This is a genomic window from Delftia acidovorans SPH-1, assembly GCF_000018665.1.
Lineage (GTDB): Bacteria > Pseudomonadota > Gammaproteobacteria > Burkholderiales > Burkholderiaceae_C > Comamonas > Comamonas acidovorans.
This window is the reverse complement of sequence record NC_010002.1, coordinates 5,358,235-5,372,716: the sequence shown is the minus strand read 5'-3', so window position 1 is coordinate 5,372,716 and position 14,482 is coordinate 5,358,235. Positions and strand designations below refer to the sequence as shown.

Here is a 14,482-nt window from a genome sequence, read left to right as displayed (position 1 = left end):
ACAACAAAGGCGCCGATGGCGCCTTTGTTGTTTCTGGTGGGCAGAGGTCTGTGTAGCCAATGGCCCCTGGCCAATGCCAATGGGGTCGATGGTTGTTCAGTGGCTGCTGCGCGCGTAGGGGTTGGGAGGCGGTGCAGCCGGGCGGGTTGCGTTGAAGCCCAAGGCGCTCGAGATCTCCTGTGCGGTGGATTGGAGCTTGGACATCCAGCTTTCGTCCAGCCGGTCGGCGGGAGCAGAGATGGACAGGCCGGCCACCAGCTTGCCCTGGTCGTCGTAGATGCCGGCGGCCATGCAGCGCACGCCCAGTTCCAGCTCTTCGTTGTCGCGGGCCACGCCATGGTGGCGTACCTTGTCCAGTTCGTTTTCCATGTCAGCCAGCCGCGTGATGCTGAAGTGCGTCTTGCCGGGCAGGCCGGTGCGCGTGGCGTAGGCGCGGACCTGTTGCGCATCGTCCGCCGCCAGGAACAGCTTGCCGTTGGATGTCAGGTGCAGCGGCGCATGGCCGCCGATGGCGCGCACCACCTGCATGCCGGAGCGCTCGCTGTAGGCGCGTTCCACATAGACGATTTCATCGCCCTGGCGCACGCTGAGGCTGACCGGCTGCTGGATCTGCTTGTGCAGCTGGCGCATGGGGATCAGGGCCGCTTCGCGCACGCTCAGGCGGGCCTTGACCAGATTGCCCAGCTCCAGGAAGCGCATGCCCAGGCGGTAGCTGCCCGATTCGGGGCGATCGACAAAGCGGCCGATGGCCAGATCGTTGAGGATGCGGTGCGTGGTGGAGGGGTGCAGGCCGGTGCGCTCGCTGATCTCCTTGAGCGATACCGCTTCCTCGCGCGAGGCCAACACGTCGATCAACGTGAACATGCGTTCCAGGACCTGGACGCTGGGCTTGGGGGAGGCCGCGTTATCGTTTTTTTTCATGAGGCGGAGTGGAGTTTCGGCATTCGGTCATTCTAGCGGCGGCCATGGCATGGCGGCATATGTGCCGCCAGCAAACAGCGGCTATGCGCATAAGAAATGTCGCTGAAAAGGCGTGGAGTGACGCTGTATCAGCGCGGCAGCTGATCCACGCGCTGCCAGCGCTCGTCAACGCGCACTTCATGGGGCAGGAAGCGCGCCTTGTAATTCATCTTCTGGCTGTCGGCGATCCAGTAGCCCAGGTAGACATAGGGCAGGCTCATGGACCGGGCCTGGTCGATCTGCCACAACACATTGAAGGTGCCGTAGCTGGCGGGGTCGTTGGGCTCGTAGAAGGTGTAGACGGCAGACAGCCCATCTTCCAGCACATCGAGGATGGAGACCATCTTCAGCGTGCCGATGCCGCCATCGGCCGCGGGCGTGCGGAACTCCACAAGGCGCGAGTTGACGCGGCTTTGCAGAAGGAACTGGGTGTACTGGTCCACGCTGTCATGGTCCATGCCTCCGCCGCTGTGGCGGCTTTGCTGGTAGCGCAGGTACAGCTGGTAGTGCTCGTTCGAGTAGTGCAGGCGCTGGATCGATGCCGTGAGGTCGGCATGGCGCGCGGCGGCGCGGCGCTGGCTGCGGTCAGGGCGGAAGTCGTGGACCAGGATGCGCATCGGCACGCAGGCGCGGCATCCGTCGCAATACGGCCGGTAGGTGAACATTCCGCTGCGGCGAAAACCCAGTGAAACCAGCTCGGAATAGGCGCTGTTCTGGATCAGGTGGCTGGGCGTGGCCACTTGCGAACGCGCCAGCCTGCCATCCAGATAGCTGCAGGGGTAGGCGGCGGTGGCATAGAACTGCAGGGCCTGCAGCGGAAGATCGTTCGGGTGCGTCATGGTGTGCTGGCGGCAGCCGGTGATGTGTCGCCAGCCTCGCCGGACGGTGGCAGCAACGCGTCCCAGTATACGTTTTCGAACTGCCAGCGCATGGGCGGCAGCTGGCTTTGCTCGGCCACGGTTTGCAGGAACCGGGCGCGCGGCATTTCGCGCGCGCCCAGCGAGGCCAGATGCTGCGTGGCCTGCTGGCAATCGATCTGCGCGGCGCCCTGGTGTCTGCACAGCGCAACCAGGGCCGCCAGCGCGATCTTGGATGCGTCGGTGGCATGCGCGAACATGGATTCGCCAAACACGGCGCGGCCCAGTGCCACGCAATACAGGCCGCCCACCAGGCGTCCGTCCACCCAGGTCTCCACGCTGTGGGCTGCACCCTGGTGGTGCAGGTCGGTATAGGCGTCAAGAATTTCCTGCACGATCCAGGTGCCATCCTGGTCGTGGCGCACCGTCTGGGCGCAGTGCTGCATCACGGTCTCGAACGCGCTGTCGATGCGGATCTCGCAGCCCGGCGTGGCGCGAAAGCGCTGCAATGTCTTGCGCAGGCTGCGGTGCAGCCGGAATTGCGATGTCTGCAGCACCATGCGTGGATCGGGCGACCACCACAGCGTTGGCTGGCCTTCGCTGAACCAGGGAAAAATCCCCTGGCTGTAGGCGATGCGCAGGTGTGCCGCATCCAGCGTGCCGCCTGCGGCCAGCAGGCCCGGGATGGGGTCGTTGGGGCCCCATGCCGTTTCCACAGGAGGGAAGGCCTGGTGGGGGATGAGCCATGGGAGGGGATGGGACATGATCGGGTGCGGACGGAGGAAATGGTTTCGTATTCTCTGCAGCCGCAGTCTTGCACAAACCATGCGCAAGAGGGCTGCGTGGATGCGAGGGCATCGCCTGGCCGGGGTAAGTGAACCTCCTACGCGGCCTTGTCGCGCCAGGGGACAGTGCCGTCTGGCAGGCTTGGGCTATGCTGGTTCCGTCTTCTTGCGGATGCTTGGCTTTCGCTGTGAAGGCATCGAAGGAGGATGAGCGATGTTTTTCAGCAAAATCTTTGGCGCAAGCCTTGCCGAGCCGCGCTATATCCGTCGCACCCGGGCCTACCTGCAGGAAGCCCGCATGGCGATGCTCGAGCACACCATTGCCGCGGAGTACTACAAGTCCTCTGCTGACATGTATGCGGAACGTGCCGCACGGCTGGAAGAAGAGCTGCGCGCATGGGAAGAGGGCGTCGAGCAATCCCGTGCTGCCCATGTCTCGCGCCGCGCGCATGCCCGGCACAGCAAGCCCGTCACCGTGGAGCCCGCCGCAACTCCATCGCCACCGAACACGCCCACCGTGGGCATGGTGCGTGCAGCCTGACCCAACAAAAAAGCCCGCATGCGTTGGCATGCGGGCTTTTCATCTGGCTCCTCAACCTGGGCTCGAACCAGGGACCTACGGATTAACAGTCCGGCGCTCTACCAACTGAGCTATTGAGGAATATGTTGGCGTTGGGTCTTGTGCGATTGCAAGGCCACTGAAATTTGGCTCCTCAACCTGGGCTCGAACCAGGGACCTACGGATTAACAGTCCGGCGCTCTACCAACTGAGCTATTGAGGAATACACGTCTATCGACAGAGATCTTGTGCGGTTGCAAGATCTTGAAATTCTTTTGGCTCCTCAACCTGGGCTCGAACCAGGGACCTACGGATTAACAGTCCGGCGCTCTACCAACTGAGCTATTGAGGAACAAGACCTAGATTATATGACGTAAAAAACACGTCACAGAAAACTCGGGGGAATTTTTTCAGGAAGGCCTGCTGCAGGCCTTCATTCTCACGGCTCGGGCCTGAACCACAGCCACACCAGCACGCAGCCCATGGAGGTCAGCGCCACGGCCTGCACCCAGGCGGGCGGGCGTGTCCACAGCAGTATGACGGCGCACAGGCTCATCATGGCGCTGGCGCTCCATTTGGCGCGCCGGCTCACGCAGCCGCCCCGTGCCCAGTTGCGCAGCATGGGGCCGAACAGGCGATGGCGCCACAGCCAGGTGTGCATGCGCTGCGAGCTGCGCGCCGCGGCCCAGCCGGCCATGAGCACGAACACCGTGGTGGGCAATCCTGGAATGAAGATGCCGGCAATGCCCGTGGCCAGGCTCAGGCAGGCAAACAGCTGCAGCGCCCAGCGCAACGGGGCGGCCGGCATGCGGTGCAGGGGAGGGGGATCGTCATCATGGAAGGCCGGCGCCGTGCCTGCCTGCGCAGTGGCCTCGGGCTCCAGGGTCTGTGCCGTGGGTATTTGCTGCGCGCCTGCCTCACGGTCCTCTGGGGACGCGGTGGATGACTCTCTGGCGGTGCTGGGCATGCTGCGATTGTGCCAGCGCGCTGTGGCCATGGCGGCCAAGAGGTAGCCAAGAGGTGGCCAGGGGGCGGCCGGGAGCCGGGCGGCCGCTATGCTTGGCAACCCACACTTACATGCATAGCCTTGCACTGCCATGACTGTCCGCACCATTTTGAAGATGGGCGATCCGCGCCTGCTGCGCGTCGCCCAGCCCGTGACCGAATTCGACACCGACGAACTGCACCTGCTGCTCAGCGATTTGCTGGACACCATGCATGCAGCCAACGGCGCGGGGCTGGCCGCGCCGCAGATTGGCGTGGACCTGCAGATGGTGGTGTTCGGCTCCGGCCTGCCCAATCCACGCTACCCCGATGCGCCCGTGGTGCCGCGCACCGTGCTCATCAACCCGGTCATCACGCCCATGGGCGAGGACGAGCACCTGGACTGGGAAGGCTGCCTGTCCGTGCCCGGAATGCGCGGCATGGTGCCGCGCTGGAACCATATCCGCTACACGGGCTTCGATGTGTTTGGCGATGCCATCGACCGCACGGTGGACGGCTTTCATGCGCGCGTGGTCCAGCATGAGTGCGATCACCTCTGGGGAAAGCTCTATCCCATGCGCATGCGTGACTTCAGCCAGTTCGGCTTCACCGATGTGCTGTTCCCCGGCATCAGCGCGGCCGAGGACGACTGAGCGGGCGGGCGCTGCCCGTATTCAAGGATCTTCGGTCAGGTCTTTGTATACAAATCGGTAGACAATTTTTCCATGCTGGCGCCGTACATTGGCACTTCCCGCCAAGGCGGGGATTGTGTGCGTTCGCCCGCCAAGAGCTGCCAAGCAGCCACCGGGCTTCGCGATGCAGGATGCAGGAGAGCGCGGCCTATCGGGTCGGCGGCAAAGGGTGCGCGGGGGCGCTCCTGCCGCCATCCGGCTGCCGCGTACTTGTCCGGCGTTCTGTGAACAAGAGGACAAGGAGACAGCGATGGAAAAAAGTTCTGGCAATGCGCCGGCCCTGGGTACAGACATCCGCCCGGAGGACGAGCAACTCGGCCTCACGGCCAACACCCTCTATGGTTTGCAGCATGTGCTGACCATGTACGGAGGCATCGTGGCCGTGCCCCTGGTCATGGCCAATGCGGCCGGCATGTCGGCGGCCGACACGGGCCTGCTGATCACGGCCTGCCTTTTCATGGGCGGGCTGGCCACGCTGCTGCAGACGCTGGGCATTCCGTTCTTCGGCTCGCGCCTGCCGCTGGTGCAGGGCGTGTCCTTCTCGGGCGTGGCCACCATGGTCAGCATCCTGCACACGGGTGGCGGCATGCAGGGCGTGCTGGGCGCCGTGCTCTTTGCCTCGGTGTTCGGCCTGATCATTGCGCCCATTTTTTCCAAGCTCACCCGGTTTTTCCCGCCGCTGGTCAATGGCTGCGTGATCACCATCATCGGCCTGTCGCTGATGCCGGTGGCAGCCCACTGGGCCATGGGCGGCAATCCGCAGGCGGCCGACTACGGCAGCATGGGCAACATCGGGCTGGCGGGCCTGTCGCTGGTCATCGTGCTGGCGCTGAGCAAGCTGGGCAACGCCATGATCTCGCGCCTGTCCATCCTGCTGGCCATCGTCATCGGCACGGCGGTGGCGGCCATGATCGGCAAGTCCGACTTTTCCGAGGTGGGCAGCGGCGCCTGGTTCGCCGTGCCCATGCCGCTGCACTTCGGCTGGCCGACCTTCAGCCTGGCGGCGACCCTTTCCATGTCCATCGTGATCCTGGTGACCCTGGTGGAAACCTCGGCCGACATCCTGGCCGTGGGCGACATCGTGGGCACCCGCGTGGATTCGCGCCGCCTGGCCGACGGCCTGCGCGCCGACATGCTGTCCAGCGTGGTGGCGCCGTTCTTCGGCTCGTTCACGCAGAGCGCCTTTGCCCAGAACGTGGGCCTGGTCGCGGTCACGGGCATCAAGAGCCGTTATGTCGTGGCCTTCAGCGGGCTGATCCTGATCGCCTTCGGCCTGCTGCCCATCATGGGGCGCATCGTGGCCTGCGTGCCGCCCTCGGTGCTGGGCGGCGCGGGCCTGGTGCTCTTTGGCACGGTGGCGGCCAGCGGCATCCGCACGCTGGCCAAGGTGGACTATCACAACAACATGAACCTGATCATCGTGGCGGCGTCCATCGGCATGGGCGTGCTGCCCATGGTCAAGCCGGACTTCTATCACCACTTCCCGGACTGGTTCGCCACCATGTTCCATTCGGGCATCAGCTCCACGGCGGTGACCGTGCTGCTGCTGAACCTGGTCTTCAACCACTTCAAGCAGGGCAACCCCGAGGAGCCTTCGGTGTTCGGCGCAGGTTCTGAGCGCGTGCTCAGCGAGGCCGTGCTGTCTGCCCTGGCCGATGGCGACCGGGTGGTCGACGGCAAGCTCTATGACCGCGAGGGCAAGGAAGTGGCCACGGTGTCGGCGCCTGCGGCTGCCATGCACTGACGGCGGCACCCGCACCCGCACCAGCGCCTGGATGCAAAAGGCCCGCCCTGGTTGACAGGGCGGGCCTTTTTTCGCCACAAATTCAGACCGCCAAGGCCTGCAGCAGCTCGGTTTCTATGAGCAGCTGGCGCTGGTTGTTCTGCAGTTCGGCGCCCTCGATCAGAAAGCTGTCTTCCACGCGCTCGCCCAGCGTACTGACCTTGGCCAATTGCACGCTCAGGTGGTGCTGGGCCAGGATGCGCGCTACGGTGTAGAGCAGGCCGGCACGGTCCGTGGCCGAGATGGACAGCAGCCAGTGCTGGGCTTTCTCGTCGGGCTGCAGCGTGACGCGCGGCGCAAAGGGGAAGCTTTTGACGCGGCGCGACAGGCGCCGGGGGGATGGCTCGCGCAGCGGTCCGCCCTGCATCAGTGCGGCGACCAGGTCGTTCTCGACCATGTGCATCAGCTCGCGGTACTGCTCCTGCATGGCGGGCGCGACCACCTGGAAGGTGTCCAGCGCATAGCTGTTGTGGGCCGTGTGCACGCGCGCATCCAGAATGGAGAAGGCCGCCCGGTCGAAGTAGCCGCAGATGCGCGCGAACAGATCGGGCTGGTCAGGCGCGTAGACCAGCACCTGCAGCCCCTCGCCGGCCAGGGAGCGGCGCGCGCGCACCACGGGGCGGGTGGTGCCCACGTGGCGCGACAGGTGGCGCGTGTGCCAGGCGATGTCGGCCGCCTCGTGGCGCATGAAATAGTCCACGCCCAGCGTGTCCCAGAGCTTCTTGTGCGATTCGAAGGGCTGGGCTGTCAGTGCCAGCTGCACCAGGGCCTCGCGGCGGCGGGCCTCGATTTCGGCGGCAGCATCGGGCGCGCGTCCGCCCATGACGCGCAAGGTCAGGCGATAGGTGTCCTCCAGCAGCTTGCCCTTCCAGGCGCTCCAGACCTTGGGGCTGGTGCCGCGGATGTCGGCCACGGTCAGCAGGTACAGGGCCGTGAGGTTGCGCTCGTTGCCCACGCGCTCGGCAAAGGCCTGGATCACCTCGGGGTCCGACAGGTCCTGCTTTTGTGCGACCTGGCTCATGGTCAGGTGCTCGCGCACGAGGAATTCGATCAGCTCGGCGTCGGCGCGCGCAATGCCGTGGGCGCGGCAAAAGCGCTTGGCCTCCACGGCGCCGATGATGGAGTGGTCGCCGCCGCGGCCCTTGCCGATGTCGTGGAACAGCGCGGCCACGTACAGCAGCCAGGGCTTGTCCCAGCCGCTGGCCAGCTGCGAGCAGAACGGGTACTCATGCGCATGCTCGGCCATGAAAAAGCGCCGCACATTGCGCAGCACCATGAGGATGTGCTGGTCCACCGTGTAGACGTGGAACAGGTCATGCTGCATCTGGCCCACGATGCGCCGGAACGGCCACAGGTAGCGCCCCAGCACCGAGGTCTGGTTCATCAGCCGCATGGCGTGCGTGATGCCGCTGGGCTGCTGCAGGATCTTCATGAAGGTGGCGCGGTTGACCGGGTCGCGCCGGAAGGCCGCGTCCATCAGGTCACGCGCGCCGTACAGCGCGCGCAGCGTGCGCGCCGACAGGTCGGTGAGGCCCACATGGGTCTCGTACATCAGAAAGGTTTCGAGGATGGCGTGCGGCTCGCGCTCGTAGAGATCGTCGCTGGCCACCTCGATGGTGCCGGCCTTCTCGTAGAAGCGCGAGTTCAGCCGGATGCGCGGCGTGGGGCGCGGGTTCAGCCGCTCCTCGATGTTCAGCCGCAGGATCTGGCACAGCTGGGTCACGGCCTTGGCCGCCCAGTAGTAGTGGCGCATCAGCGTCTCGCTGGCGCGCATGGCCAGCTTGCGCCCCTCGGCCGAGGTGGAGCGGTAGCCAAAGGCCTCGGCCACGGCGGTCTGCTGGTCGAAGACCAGGCGGTCCTCATGCCGGCCCGCCACCGCATGCAGGCGCGCCCGTATCAGGCTCAGCAGGGCTTCGTTGTCCTCGAGCTGGCGGCGCTCGAAATCGGTGATCAGCCCCTTGCCGGCCAGGGCCTGCCAGCTGCTGCCCAGGCCTGCGGCACGGGCCAGCCAGATCATGGTGTGCAGATCGCGCAGGCCGCCGGGCGATTCCTTGCAGTTGGGCTCCAGCGAGTAGGGCGTGCTCTCGTACTTGTTGTGGCGCTGGCGCATTTCCAGCAGCTTGCCGGACAGAAAGGCGTGCGCATTCATCTGGGCCTGGTAGCGCGTCTGGAACTCGGCGAACAGCGGCTCGCTGCCGCAGATGCGGCGTGATTCCAGCAGGGCGGTCTGCACCGTCAGGTCGCGCTCGGATTCCTCCAGGCATTCGGCCAGCGTGCGCACGCTGGAGCCGATCTCCAGGCCCGCGTCCCAGCAACTGCCGATGAATTTCTCGATGCGCGAGGCCAGCTCGGCATCTGCCGTGCCAGCGGCTGGCAGCAGCACCAGCACGTCGATGTCGGAATAGGGAAACAGCTGGGCGCGCCCGAAGCCGCCTACGGCGGCCAGGCAGGCCTCGGGCGGCATGCCGGCACGATGCCACAGCGCGCGCAGCAGCGTGTCGGCCAGATCGCTCAGGTGCTGCAGCACCAGGCGCACGCCGCGCCGGCCCATGGTGGGCGCCAGCAGCGAGCCTATCCAGCGGCCGCGATCCCGGGCGTACTGCACGCGCAACTGCTCCAGCGAGTCCGGGGCAGAGGGCGCAGCGTGGGAAGGAGTGTGGTCAGTGGTCTGTTTCATGCGCGGCGAGGGCAGGGAAGGCGCCGGGAGCGGGTGCCCCGGACGCCATGCCATTTTGCCTGCGCATCACGCAAGAAACATGCCGAGCCTCAGCAGCTCGTGGTGGTAACAAAGGGGGGCAGCGCGGGCGAGCCGGCCGACAGGGTCATGACTTCGTAGCCGGTCCTGGTCACCACCAGGGTGTGTTCCCACTGGGCCGAGAGGCTGTGGTCCTTGGTCACGATGGTCCAGCCGTCCTTGCCCAGTTCCTTGATCTCGCGCTTGCCCAGGTTGAGCATGGGCTCGACGGTGAAGACCATGCCTTCTTCCAGCACGGTGCCCGTTCCGGGGCGGCCGTAGTGCAGGATCTGGGGCTCTTCGTGGAACTTCTGGCCGATGCCGTGGCCGCAGAACTCGCGCACCACCGACAGGCCGTGGCCTTCGGCAAAGGTCTGGATGGCGTTGCCGATGTCGCCCAGCGTGGCGCCGGGCCTGACCTGCTGGATGCCCAGCCACATGGCGTCGAAGGTCAGTGCCGACAGGCGCTTGGCCGCGATGGAGCACTCTCCGATCATGAACATGCGGCTGTTGTCGCCGTACCAGCCGTCCTTGGTGATGACCGTGACGTCCACATTGACGATGTCGCCCTTCTTGAGCGGCTTGTCATTGGGAATGCCGTGGCAGACCACATGGTTGACCGAGGTGCACAAGTGTCCGGGGTAGGGAGGGTAGCCGGGCGGCTGGTAGCCGATGGTGGCGGAAACCGTGCCCTGCTGCGCCATGCATTCGGCGCCCAGGCGGTCGATCTCGGCCGTGGTGATGCCGGGCTTGATGTGGGGGGTGATGTAGTCCAGCACTTCCGAAGCCAGGCGGCAGGCCACGCGCATGGCTGCGATGTCTTCAGCGCTCTTGATGGTGATGCTCATGCCCGCAATTATCCCATTGCGCCTTCGGGCGTGCAGGGGTAAGGGGCGGCTGTCGCCATCGGGACGGCGCAGCCCGGTAAAATAGCGGCCTCACCGATTCAGCGCCTTGCAGCCAGCCCCCGGAGGGCGGGGCCGCAGGGCGCTTTTCACAAGCCTCCTCACCCAACAGGCCGCCACGTGACCTTGCATCTGACACAGTTGGAGGGTGGAAACGCTCTCAGCTCGTTCCGCGCCCAGCAGCTCCTGACCGAACTGGTCTCCATCCATCCCAAAATCACCGGCATTGCCGCGCGCTTCGTGCACCTGGTGGCCACGGACGCCGCACCCACGCCCGCACTGCAAGAGCGCCTCCAGGCGCTCTTGACCTATGGAGACCCCTATGAAGGCCCGGCCGACGGTGCCGCCCTGGTGGTCACGCCGCGCCTGGGAACGATCTCCCCCTGGGCCTCCAAGGCCACGGACATTGCCCGCAACTGCGGCCTGGGCGTGTTCCGCGTGGAGCGCATCACCGAGTACCGCATCGCCTTCAAGACCGGCCTGCTGAGCAATGTGCTGGGCAGCGCGCCTGAGCTTTCGGCCGAGCAGACTGCACGGATCGCCGCCTTGCTGCACGACCGCATGACCGAGTCGGTCTTCGCCACGCGCGCCGAGGCCGAGCAACTGTTCTCCGCCCTGGACGCCGCTCCCATGGAGTTCGTCGATGTGCTGGGCGGTGGCCGCGCCGCGCTGGAGACCGCCAACCGCCAATGGGGCCTGGCCCTGGCCGACGACGAGATCGACTACCTGGTCGATGCCTTCAAGGGCCTCCAGCGCAATCCCACGGACGTGGAGCTGATGATGTTCGCGCAGGCCAACAGCGAGCACTGCCGCCACAAGATCTTCAACGCCCAGTTCACCATCGACGGCGTGGCCCAGGACAAGAGCCTGTTCGGCATGATCCGCAACACGCACCAGGTCTCGCCCCAGCACACGGTGGTCGCCTACTCGGACAACGCCTCCATCATGGAGGGCCATGAGGTCGAGCGCTTCGTCGCCACCTTCGAGGCGGCCCTGGACAAGATCAAGGCGCCCAGCTACCAGAAGAAGCAGGCCGTCAACCACGTGCTGATGAAGGTGGAGACGCACAACCACCCCACGGCCATCTCCCCCTTCCCCGGCGCATCGACCGGCGCGGGCGGCGAGATCCGCGACGAGGGCGCCACGGGCCGCGGCTCCAAGCCCAAGGCCGGCCTGTCGGGCTTCACGGTCTCCAAGCTGTGGGGCAGCGAAGTGGGCAAGCCCGAGCACATCGCCAGCCCGCTGCAGATCATGATCGAGGGTCCGCTCGGTGGCGCGGCCTTCAACAACGAATTCGGCCGTCCCAACCTGACCGGCTATTTCCGCGAGTACGAGCAGCAGGTCGGCGTGGGTGCCGATGCCGTGATGCGCGGCTACCACAAGCCCATCATGATCGCGGGCGGCCTGGGCGTGATCGACTCCGAGCTGACTCAGAAGATCGAGTTCCCCGCCGGCACCCTGCTGATCCAGCTGGGCGGCCCCGGCATGCGCATCGGCATGGGCGGCGGTGCTGCCAGCTCCATGGCCAGCGGCACGAACGCGGCCGAGCTGGACTTCGACTCCGTGCAGCGCGGCAATCCCGAGATCGAGCGCCGCGCCCAGGAAGTCATCAACCACTGCTGGGCCCAGGGCGACAAGAACCCCATCCTGGCCATCCACGACGTGGGTGCTGGCGGCCTGTCCAATGCCTTCCCCGAGCTGACCAACGATGCGGGCGGTGGCGCGCGCTTCGACCTGCGCGCCGTCAACCTGGAGGAATCCGGCCTGGCGCCCAAGGAAATCTGGTCCAACGAAAGCCAGGAACGCTATGTGATGGCCATCGCTCCCGAATCGCTGGCCGAGTTCACGGCCTTCTGCGAGCGCGAGCGCTGCCCGTTCGCCGTGATCGGCACGGCCACGGAAGAACGCCAGCTGGTGCTGGAGGACACGGCGGTGGCCTCGGGCGACCAGAGGTTCCCCGTGGACATGCCCATGAACGTGCTGCTGGGCAAGCCGCCCAAGATGCACCGCGACGTGGCCACCGTGCAGCGCGAGCTGCCGCCCATGGACCTGACCGGCGTGCCGCTGGAAAAGGCCGTGATCGACGTGCTGGCCCACCCCACCGTGGCCTCCAAGCGCTTCCTGATCACCATTGGCGACCGGGCCGTGGGCGGTCTCACGCACCGCGACCAGATGGTCGGCCCCTGGCAGGTGCCCGTGGCCGACGTGGCCGTGACCCTGGCCGACTACCGTGGCTTCAAGGGCGAGGCCATGGCCATGGGCGAGCGCACGCCGCTGGCCTCCATCAACGCCCCGGCGTCGGGACGCATGGCCGTGGCCGAGGCCATCACCAACATGCTGGCCGCGCCCATCGAGCTGTCCAAGGTCAAGTTGTCGGCCAACTGGATGGCCGCCTGCGGCGAGCCCGGCGAAGACGCGGCGCTCTACGCCACCGTCAAGGCCGTGGGCATGGAGCTGTGCCCGCAGCTGGACATCTCTATCCCCGTGGGCAAGGACAGCCTGTCCATGCGCACCCAGTGGAACGAGGGCGGCCAGGTCAAGAAGGTGACCTCGCCCGTCAGCCTGATCATCACGGGCTTCGCCTCCATCGACGATGTGCGCGGCACGCTCACGCCCCAGCTGGACGCCTCGGAAGACGACAGCACCCTGGTCCTGGTGGACCTGGGCCGCGGCAAGATGCGCATGGGCGGCTCCATCCTGGGCCAGGTGCTGGGCCAGTCCGGCAATGAAACGCCTGACCTCGATGACGCCAAGGACCTGATTGCCCTGGTCGATGCCGTCAACGACCTGCGCGCCAAGGGCCAGATCCTGGCCTACCACGACAAGGGCGACGGCGGCCTGCTGGCCACCGTGGCCGAGATGGCCTTCGCCGGCCATGTGGGCGTGGCCATCAACGTGGACATGCTGGTCACCGAAGGCGACGGCATCAGCGACAGCCGCATGGACTCGGGCGAAGGCAAGAACTGGGCCTCCCAGATCAGCGGCCGCCGCGACGACATGACGCTGCGCGCACTGTTCAACGAAGAGCTGGGCGCCGTGCTGCAGATCCGCACGGCCGACCGCGCCGCCGTGCTGCAGACCCTGCGCGAGCATGGCCTGTCCACCTGCAGCCACATCATCGGCAAGACGCGCCCCGCCTCGTCCAAGGTCGATGCGGGCAAGGGCGAACTGCAGGTCTGGCGCGATGCCAAGTCCGTCTTCGGCGCCTCGCTCAGCGACCTGCACCAGGTCTGGGATGCCGTCAGCTGGAAGATTGCCCAGCAGCGCGACAACCCGGCCTGTGCCGACAGCGAGCACGCCGCAGCCGGCGAGCCTGCCGACCCGGGCATGCACCTGCACCTGACGTTCGACCCGGCCGAGAACCCCGCCGCACCCTTCCTGAACCTGGGCGCGCGCCCCCGCGTGGCCGTGCTGCGCGAGCAGGGCGTGAACTCCCATGTGGAAATGGCCTACGCCTTCACCGAGGCCGGCTTCGACGCAGTGGACGTGCACATGACCGACCTGCAAAGCGGCCGCGCGCAGCTGCAGGACTTCGCCGGCGTGGTGGCCTGCGGCGGCTTCAGCTACGGCGACACGCTGGGCGCCGGCATCGGCTGGGCGCGCTCCATCACCTTCAACGACAGCCTGTCCGCGCAGTTCCAGCAGTTCTTCGGCCGCAGCGATACCTTCGGCCTGGGCGTGTGCAACGGCTGCCAGATGTTTGCCGAGCTGGCCGACATCATTCCCGGTGCGCAGGACTGGCCGCGTTTCACGCAGAACCAGAGCAACCGCTTCGAGGCGCGCCTGTCCATGGTGGAAGTGCTGGAGTCGCCCAGCCTGTTCCTGCAGGGCATGGCCGGCAGCCGCCTGCCCATCGCCGTGGCCCACGGCGAAGGCTTTGCCAACTTCCGCTTCCGCGGCAATGCGGACAAGGCCATCGCCTCCATGCGCTATGTGGACAATCACGGCAAGGCCACCGAGCAGTACCCGTTCAATCCCAATGGATCGGCCGGCGGCCTGACGGCAGTGACCACGGCCGATGGCCGCTTCACGGCCATGATGCCCCACCCCGAGCGCGTGTTCCGCAACGTGCAGATGAGCTGGACCAACGGCGACAAGTCGGAATTCAGCCCCTGGATGCGCGTGTGGCGCAACGCCCGCAAGTGGCTGGGTTGATGCACTGAGCGACGCTGCAAAGCAGACAAAGGCCCTTCGGGGCCTTTTCTTTTTTCTGTTTCTTTTTG

Annotated in this window: 10 protein-coding genes and 3 tRNA genes; 4 read left to right on the top strand and 9 right to left on the bottom strand. The window is 66.2% G+C overall.

Annotated features, from left to right (window positions below; genetic code table 11):
* Positions 1–96 precede the first annotated feature (96 nt).
* From DACI_RS24555 to aat, 3 genes are all read right to left on the bottom strand, one after another.
* The gene (locus DACI_RS24555) at positions 97–921 is read right to left on the bottom strand and encodes an IclR family transcriptional regulator (protein WP_012206659.1); all 825 of its coding nucleotides are present in this window, start codon (positions 919–921) and stop codon (positions 97–99) included.
* Between the two features lie 128 nt (positions 922–1,049).
* Positions 1,050–1,799 (bottom strand): arginyltransferase, encoded by a 750-nt coding sequence (locus DACI_RS24550; RefSeq protein ID WP_012206658.1) that lies wholly within the window; start codon positions 1,797–1,799, stop codon positions 1,050–1,052.
* Positions 1,796–2,581, bottom strand: coding sequence for a leucyl/phenylalanyl-tRNA--protein transferase (gene aat / locus DACI_RS24545; protein WP_013801510.1), 786 nt, complete (start codon positions 2,579–2,581; stop codon positions 1,796–1,798). Before aat ends, DACI_RS24550 begins: the two co-directional genes overlap by 4 nt.
* Positions 2,582–2,816: 235 nt before the next feature.
* On the opposite strand from aat, the gene DACI_RS24540 reads away from it, so the two are divergent.
* The gene (locus DACI_RS24540; protein WP_012206656.1) at positions 2,817–3,143 is read left to right on the top strand and encodes a hypothetical protein; all 327 of its coding nucleotides are present in this window, start codon (positions 2,817–2,819) and stop codon (positions 3,141–3,143) included.
* A gap of 44 nt (positions 3,144–3,187) precedes the next feature.
* Here the strand turns inward: DACI_RS24540 and DACI_RS24535 are convergent.
* The 4 genes from DACI_RS24535 to DACI_RS24520 all read right to left on the bottom strand — a co-directional run bounded on the left by DACI_RS24535 (position 3,188) and on the right by DACI_RS24520 (position 3,969).
* Positions 3,188–3,263, bottom strand: a tRNA-Asn gene (locus DACI_RS24535).
* Positions 3,264–3,308: 45 nt separating this feature from the next.
* Positions 3,309–3,384, bottom strand: a tRNA-Asn gene (locus tag DACI_RS24530).
* Between the two features lie 53 nt (positions 3,385–3,437).
* Positions 3,438–3,513, bottom strand: a tRNA-Asn gene (locus DACI_RS24525).
* Positions 3,514–3,600: 87 nt separating this feature from the next.
* On the bottom strand, positions 3,601–3,969 hold the full coding sequence (locus DACI_RS24520) for a YbaN family protein (RefSeq protein WP_049801494.1): 369 nt from the start codon (positions 3,967–3,969) through the stop codon (positions 3,601–3,603).
* Between the two features lie 289 nt (positions 3,970–4,258).
* On the opposite strand from DACI_RS24520, the gene def reads away from it, so the two are divergent.
* Together def and DACI_RS24510 are read left to right on the top strand one after the other, a co-directional pair.
* Complete coding sequence (gene def / locus DACI_RS24515; protein ID WP_012206654.1) at positions 4,259–4,798, top strand: peptide deformylase; 540 nt, start codon at positions 4,259–4,261, stop codon at positions 4,796–4,798.
* A 289-nt stretch (positions 4,799–5,087) separates the two neighbouring features.
* Positions 5,088–6,581 carry a nucleobase:cation symporter-2 family protein gene (locus DACI_RS24510; protein WP_012206653.1) on the top strand — a complete coding sequence of 498 codons (1,494 nt, stop codon included), beginning with the start codon at positions 5,088–5,090 and terminating at the stop codon, positions 6,579–6,581.
* Positions 6,582–6,663: 82 nt separating this feature from the next.
* Here the strand turns inward: DACI_RS24510 and DACI_RS24505 are convergent, their stop codons facing one another.
* Together DACI_RS24505 and map are read right to left on the bottom strand one after the other, a co-directional pair.
* Entirely contained in the window at positions 6,664–9,297 is a 2,634-nt protein-coding gene (locus DACI_RS24505; RefSeq protein WP_013801514.1) for a [protein-PII] uridylyltransferase, read from the bottom strand.
* 89 nt (positions 9,298–9,386) lie between these two features.
* Positions 9,387–10,202 (bottom strand): type I methionyl aminopeptidase, encoded by an 816-nt coding sequence (gene map / locus DACI_RS24500; protein ID WP_012206651.1) that lies wholly within the window; start codon positions 10,200–10,202, stop codon positions 9,387–9,389.
* Between the two features lie 177 nt (positions 10,203–10,379).
* Here map and purL point away from each other — a divergent pair, with 177 nt between their 5' ends.
* Complete coding sequence (purL, locus tag DACI_RS24495) at positions 10,380–14,414, top strand: phosphoribosylformylglycinamidine synthase (RefSeq protein ID WP_043782486.1); 4,035 nt, start codon at positions 10,380–10,382, stop codon at positions 14,412–14,414.
* The last annotated feature ends 68 nt before the right edge of the window (positions 14,415–14,482 follow it).